Genomic DNA, 2,580 nt, shown 5'->3' on the forward strand with positions numbered 1-2,580 from the left:
GAATCGAACCTACGACCCGCTGATTACGAATCAGCTGCTCTACCCCTGAGCCACGCCGGCATTTGGAAGATTTTTAAATTTTATTTTTAAAACTTTTATTTTTATTTTGTTATCTTACGAATTTATAATTTTATTCGCGGCAGTAATAAAATTGAGTCTTTCTTTCTTATTTTCTATTTCCTGCGCCAAATTGTTTATTAAATTTTCAACATTATCTAAATGAAAGGCATCTACATTTTCGTTTAAATCTTTAAGTTTTTCTTCAAAAATTATGGTAGATATAGGTCCTAGATTTTCAGAAAAAAGATCTTTTAGAGCATCCATTTTATTCTTTGGGATTACTTCACTGCTATTTATTCCGCCTTCAGACATTAAATTTTCATTTAAAATTGAATTAAAAGCTGTTTCGCTTTTAGCAAAAGAATCCGCTACCAAATCCGTTAACTATAATATTTCTGTCATCAAAATTTAAATATAATGAAGAAATTTCAATAGAAGAAATTGAATATGAAGCAAATAATTTACTTATTTCTCTAGATACCCTATTGACTTGTTCCGATTGTATTTCAGGATCGTTAGTCTCAAACTGTAAAACTTCACCATCTAAAGACGATATTGCGCAAGCATCAACTCCGGCAATTTTAAGAATCTTATATATTATACTTTTATCGTCTGTTACATTCATAAATTTAAATTTTTATATAATTAATGAAATTTAATTCTCTTTAAGCAATTTTATAGCTTCCATCTGGGTTTTTAAAGCAGGCACATCAGATGAAATTTTAAGGATATATAGAATATTTTTATTGTTAATAATTATTTTTTTATAATTATTAGCTTCGCATATAGCACTTTTTAATTTATTAAAATTTAATATATCGCCTAATTCTTTTGATTGATTAAAAAGAAATAAAGCATCAGCAGATTCAAAATCTGTATCTTCTATGCCTTTAGAATAAAGCACTTCGCCGTCATCTTTAACTGCAAGAATAGATTCTACACCAGGTAGAACAGATAAAGTTTCGGCAATTTTAACGACTAAAGCAGGACTTGATTCTGTTTCATTTTTTAAAATTTCAGTATCTGAACTTTTTGCATTATCATATTTTTGATTTTTAGCTGAATCATAGCCGCTATCGTTTATTATTGCTATAATTTCGTCTAAATATTTATCAAGGGTAATCTCAGGAGCCGGTTCTCCTATGCTAATCTGTATACTTATAGGTACATTTAAATCTTTTAATTCTTTAAATACTTCTATATCGCTTGCAATAATTGGTTTTTTGTATTGCATAGCTTCTACCAGTGGCAGTCCAAACCCTTCTCTTTGAGAGGCAAAAATGAGTGCTTTAGTATTATTGTATAAAAAATTCAGTTCACTATCATTGCAATTATTAAACATAAATAGTTTGTTATTGTAATAGGTGGAGTTTAAAATATGATTAAATAGCTTCTGGCTTGCCCAACCTGGCTTTCCAACAATAACCAGTGAATCACCAAAACCCTCATTCCATAGATATTCAAAAGCTTCAATAACAATACTATGACCCTTTCTTGGCTCAATTGTACCTACAATAAGAAAATATGGATTTTTTATAATCTTGGCAATATCCGATTGAATTGATTCGTTTTCTTCACATTTTGGCAAATCCGCGCCTAGATAAAAATATTCTATTGGTTTATTGATTTTTTGTGATTTTAAATAGCTATCAATATTTCTTTGCTCGCTTCTTGAGATAGTAATATAAAAATCTGCATATTTAATAAGTTTATTAAAACTTTTCTCAAAAACATTAACCATTGCATCACTTACCACTTCTTTGTTTGTTACCGGTATTATATCATATATAAGGTAAGCGACTTTACCACCCTTTTTTTTTAATTTTTTTTGAATTTTAAAAAAAAGTTTATTTTCAGTGTAAGTAATCTGCCAAAAAGCATCAATTATAAGTAACAAATCAGTTTTATTTATTGTTAGTGCATTTTTTTGGTGAAATACAGAACTAATAAAATATATCAAAAAATTTTTTAAAGGCTGGTAGATGCGACCATAAGAACAATATTATAGGTAATTTCATTTTTATTTTTTAAATAAAATTTAATTTTCTTTTTAAAACTTATCTTGTTGGTTATATCTGATAGCGATGGCGAAATGAAATTTTCTATATTTACATATCCATATTTAGTTAAAATCACTGGAACCACAGATACTCCTAACTTTTTTTCCATTAAATCGGTTCTCGACACAATGTTACGCACTACTCTTTGAATGCCGGTTTGTAAATTATAGGTGTAAGTATCGGAGCAATCAATTAAAATTCTTTTAACAGCCATAATTTATCTATTGATTATTTTATTTTATCCTTTTTTAGATCAGCTTCCATCATAATCTGCACCAATTTATCAAATTTTTGATATATTTACTAGTTTTTTTAAAATTATTTTTTCCAAAATTATTTGACCTATCTAGCATACAACAAAAGATTTATTATTTTTTAAAACACATATTCTATATATTTACCGAAAAATCAAAACGTTGTAATGTTAAATTTACATTATAATAAGGGTCTTTAGAGTCTA

At 27.4% G+C, this 2,580-nt stretch carries 4 protein-coding genes; all 4 read right to left on the reverse strand.

What is annotated here, in order from left to right; all coding sequences use genetic code 11:
* Positions 1–114 precede the first annotated feature (114 nt).
* Genes Q0C22_RS03205 through Q0C22_RS03220 form a run of 4 tightly spaced genes read right to left on the reverse strand, consistent with a single transcriptional unit; the run spans position 115 to position 2,334 of the window.
* Positions 115–435: a hypothetical protein gene (locus Q0C22_RS03205; RefSeq protein ID WP_291490625.1), complete on the reverse strand. Its 321-nt coding sequence runs from the start codon at positions 433–435 to the stop codon at positions 115–117.
* On the reverse strand, positions 413–685 hold the full coding sequence (locus Q0C22_RS03210; RefSeq protein WP_291490626.1) for a hypothetical protein: 273 nt from the start codon (positions 683–685) through the stop codon (positions 413–415). Before Q0C22_RS03210 ends, Q0C22_RS03205 begins: the two co-directional genes overlap by 23 nt.
* Before the next feature lie 30 nt (positions 686–715).
* Complete coding sequence (locus tag Q0C22_RS03215) at positions 716–2,020, reverse strand: glycosyltransferase family 1 protein (RefSeq protein WP_291490627.1); 1,305 nt, start codon at positions 2,018–2,020, stop codon at positions 716–718.
* A gap of 8 nt (positions 2,021–2,028) precedes the next feature.
* Positions 2,029–2,334 carry a hypothetical protein gene (locus tag Q0C22_RS03220; RefSeq protein ID WP_291490628.1) on the reverse strand — a complete coding sequence of 102 codons (306 nt, stop codon included), beginning with the start codon at positions 2,332–2,334 and terminating at the stop codon, positions 2,029–2,031.
* Between the last annotated feature and the right edge of the window lie 246 nt (positions 2,335–2,580).

It is taken from the genome of Desulfurella sp. (assembly GCF_023256235.1).
Taxonomy (GTDB): domain Bacteria; phylum Campylobacterota_A; class Desulfurellia; order Desulfurellales; family Desulfurellaceae; genus Desulfurella.